This is a genomic window from Lacimonas salitolerans (assembly GCF_042677865.1).
Lineage (GTDB): Bacteria > Pseudomonadota > Alphaproteobacteria > Rhodobacterales > Rhodobacteraceae > Lutimaribacter > Lutimaribacter salitolerans.
This window is the reverse complement of sequence record NZ_JBHUDD010000109.1, coordinates 1-3,817: the sequence shown is the minus strand read 5'-3', so window position 1 is coordinate 3,817 and position 3,817 is coordinate 1. Positions and strand designations below refer to the sequence as shown.

At 60.1% G+C, this 3,817-nt stretch carries 1 protein-coding gene and 3 pseudogenes; 1 reads left to right on the top strand and 3 read right to left on the bottom strand.

Annotated elements, in window-relative coordinates; genetic code table 11:
* Positions 1–76: 76 nt before the first annotated feature.
* Positions 77–1,636 (top strand): annotated as a pseudogene (tnpC, locus tag ACFTOW_RS13745) (IS66 family transposase).
* Here the strand turns inward: tnpC and ACFTOW_RS13740 are convergent.
* The 3 genes and pseudogenes from ACFTOW_RS13740 to repC all read right to left on the bottom strand — a co-directional run.
* Positions 1,619–2,014 (bottom strand): annotated as a pseudogene (locus tag ACFTOW_RS13740) (ParA family protein); the annotation flags it as partial. The pseudogenes tnpC and ACFTOW_RS13740 sit on opposite strands and share 18 nt — an antisense overlap.
* Positions 2,015–2,016: 2 nt before the next feature.
* Positions 2,017–3,012: pseudogene (locus ACFTOW_RS13735) on the bottom strand (ParB/RepB/Spo0J family partition protein); the annotation flags it as partial.
* Positions 3,013–3,156: 144 nt separating this feature from the next.
* Positions 3,157–3,660, bottom strand: coding sequence for a replication initiation protein RepC (gene repC / locus ACFTOW_RS13730; protein ID WP_379916655.1), 504 nt, complete (start codon positions 3,658–3,660; stop codon positions 3,157–3,159).
* Positions 3,661–3,817: the final 157 nt, after the last annotated feature.

Genomic DNA, 3,817 nt, shown 5'->3' with positions numbered 1-3,817 from the left:
GGCGTGAAATGGCTGCCCGCGATGCCGTGAAACGCGTGCCCGAGATCACGCGAAATCACTGCCCAACTTCCGCGAAATGCGCAATCTTGCGCGCGAAAATGCCCTGCTGAAAGCCCGCCTCGCCGAGGTCGAGGCGACACTGGCCGAGACGCAGGAGGCCAACCGTCGACTGCAGGATATTCTGCGCGCGGCGCAGCGCGAGAAATTCGGCAAGCGCTCCTAGAAGCTCTCGCCAGACCAGTTCAACCTTCCCCTGGAGGATGCCGAATTTGCACAGGGCGTGCTCGAGGCCGCGCAGGAGAAGGCCGAGGCGGCGATGCAAAGGGCGCGCGGTGAGGAACGGCGCAAGCCCAAGCGCAACCGCGGGCACCTGCCGTCGCATCTGCCGCGGGTTGAGCGGGTGATCGAGCCTGCCAGCACGCTTTGCCCTTGTGGCTGCGGCGAGATGGCGAAGATCGGCGAGGATGTATCCGAGCGGCTGGACGTGATCCCTGCCCAGTTCCGGGTGCTGGTCACGCGGCGCCCGAAATACGCCTGCCGCCGCTGCTCGCAAGCCGTGGCGCAGGCGCATGCGCCCGAACATGTCGTGCCCGGTGGGCTGCCTACGGATCTCTTCATCGCATGGATCATCGTAGCGAAATTCGGCGACCACCTTCCGTTCTACCGGCAGGCCGAGATCTTCAAGCGGCAGGGCATCCACCTTGACCGGGGCACGCTCGGCAACTGGGTCGGGCGCGCCTGTTTCCATCTGATGCCGGTCATCAACCACATGCGCGCCCATCTGCGGGGTGCCGATCGCATCTTCGTGGATGAGACCCGCGCACCGGTGTTGGACCCGGGCCGAAAGGCCACCAAGAGCGGCTTCTTTTGGGCCGTCGTGTCCGATGATCGCGGCCATGGCGGCGCTGGCCCGCCCATCGTGCTGTTCCATTACGCCCCCGGCCGGGGCAAGGCGCACCCGCTGAACTTCCTCGCCGGGTATCACGGCCGCTTCCTGCAATGCGATGCCTACCAGTCCTACAATGCGCTGACCGAGATCGCCCGCGACACTGGCCCGTGGCAGCTGGTCTATTGCTGGACTCATGTCCGCCGCCGCTTCGTGAAACGCTTCGAGAGCGATGGCTCATCCATCGCCGAAGAGATGCTGCGTCAGATCGCGCTGCTTTATCAGATCGAGAAGTCTGTCCGCGGCAAAGAGGCGCCTGCGCGCCTTGCCGCCCGGCGTGAACATGCGGCTCCGATCATCGCGGCGCTGAAGCCCTGGCTGGAAGCCCAGCTCTCACGCATTCCGCAGAAATCCCAGCTCGCCGAGGACATCCGCTACACGCTGGGGCATTGGCCCGGACTGATCCGCTTCCTGGATGATGGCACGCTGGAGCTCGACACCAACCCGGTCGAAAACCAGATCCGACCGATCGCCCTGACAAGGAAGAATGCACTATTTGCAGGAAATGAAATCGGCGCCGAGAATTGGGCCATGCTGGCCTCGCTCGTCGCCACCTGCAAGATGTCCAACTTGAATCCGGTCGACTATATCGCCGCCACCCTGCGCGCCATCCTCGACGGCTACCCGCAAAGCGGCATCGAAGACCTCATGCCATGGCGCTTCAACCAGCCGTCAAGCCTCGCCGCATAGGGCCACGCCGTAGCGCTTACGATCAAACGGCATCCGCGCGCGGCGCCATGTCTCACGGGTCATCTCAATCGGGTTTGCGGTGACATGGGATTTAAACACCTGCTCAAAGGCTTTCTGCATCGCACGATGCAGGTCGTTGTTCGGCTCAAAGCGGGTCAGCAAAAAACGGATGTCCGCGAAAACCTTTTCAGGGTTCGTGCCGGATGGCAGACGCCCGCGAAACCTGCCAAGGTCTTCCAAGGCTTCAGAAAGCTGACCGATGAAACTGGTGGTGCTGTCATACTCCCAATAGCCGGGGCCGGACGGAACATAAAGCACATCAGCCGCGAAGACCGCGTTCATCGACTGATAGCCAATCGCAGGTGGGCAGTCAAAGATGCGTATTCGTCTTCCAGCGCCCGATACTCGTCGAGCAGCTTCGCATGAGCCGCACCTTCGTCATCGGTCATTGGCGTCGGATCGCCGGACAGGGACCGCAGACCGTGGCTGTAGCCATAGGGCAGGTCAAGCGCGACCTCGATCCACTTCCAGCCCTCAACCGCAACCGTCTCTGCCTCGGCATGGAGTTTTTCCGTCACCAGCCGATCGAGCAGGGCAGGGTCCTCGAGCCAGCCACCGTCATCGCCTTGGAAGAGGTCATGCAGCATCGTGCCGCCCGCCGCTTCATAGGCCTCAACACCCACAAAGACCGCACGCCGGCCTGACGCCCGGACCGAGGTCTCGGTCAGCATGCGCCGGATTTGGAATGGCTCCTTGTTCCAGGATGAATGGATCACATCCCAGACCTGAACCTGACGCGCGTGATCAGGGTTCACGGTGAAGGCCATGAGCTGCTCCGGCGTCATGCCATCCTCGGCATAGACCTCAAGCAGGGCAGGCGCGACGGAGGCAAGTTTCAGGCGCTGTTTCACGATCTGCGGCGTCACGAAGAAGGCGGCGGCAATCTCTGCATCGCTCTGGCCCTCGTCCCGCAGCGCGACAAAAGCGCGGAACTGGTCGAGCGGGTGCAAGGCGACGCGCTGCATGTTCTCGGCCAAGGAATCGTCCTCGGCCAAGATGTCGGACGCAGCATCGCGCACGATGCAGGGAATGGGTGTCGTCTTCGCCAAACGCTTCTGCTTCACCAGCAGGGACAACGCTTGGAACCGCCGTCCACCGGCCGGGATTTCGAACTTGCCGGTTTCGGTGCCATCGTCAGCCAAGACGGGCCGTACGCTCAGGCTCTGCAACAGACCGCGGCGGGCAATATCTTCGGCCAGTTCCTCGACGGACACGCCAGCCTTGATGCGCCGCACGTTGGACTGGCTCAGCACCAGCTTGTCAAAAGGGATATCCTGGGACGGGGACAGGATGATTTTCTGGACAGCTTTGGTCATCAGATTTTCTCCACGACGGGCGCCGGAAGCCACTCTCCCGATCTCACTTCCCGTCACCCTCAAACCAACACTCCCCTTACTCTCAGAAAATGTCTGTATTGTCCGCGGACAACTGCTGTTGTTCTTGAATCAAAGACCATCACTTCAAGTTGTCCGCGGACAATTGTCGGTGCGCAGGTCATGTGATGCGGCAAGTTGTCGGATAAGTCGCACTGGATCAAAACCTTCGCTTTTACTTCCAACAGTTAGGGCTCTGAAGTATGCACCTGCTTTCTTGATGCGATCATAAAACTGCATCATTGCCCAAATCGTTGTCGCTGTGGCTAGAGGTCCGATACGGTCTTGTGCAGTCTGATAGGTTCGGTCATCGATTCCGATCATGGGTGCAAGAATGCGTGCATGGGCGATCACATCGGCAAAGCTTTCAATCTTTCTTACCGCATATTGCCTAGCCTCTGGGCAGCTTGCCAGAAGTTCTGTGACTGACAGTGGATGTTGGTCCGTATGTGCAAGTGGCTCTTCTTTATCAATATGTTCTTTATTTGAGTTATGATGGTGCCGGACATTCTGGCTGTCTGTGTCGGACATCTTTATTGTCTGCGTATCTGTGTGTTCGGCAGGTAAGGGCGTGGTTTCAAGTTCTGCCAAGAGGTTTTCGCAAGCCACCATCGTCAGTTTGCGGCGTAGAAGTCGCAGGGCTTCTGTTCCGTCGGGATGGGTTGGATCCTAGTTTAGCAGTTCATTGGCCACGGCGCTGCCGCGCGACAAACAGGCTGAGAATCCAGCGTCAATCAGGATGAGAACG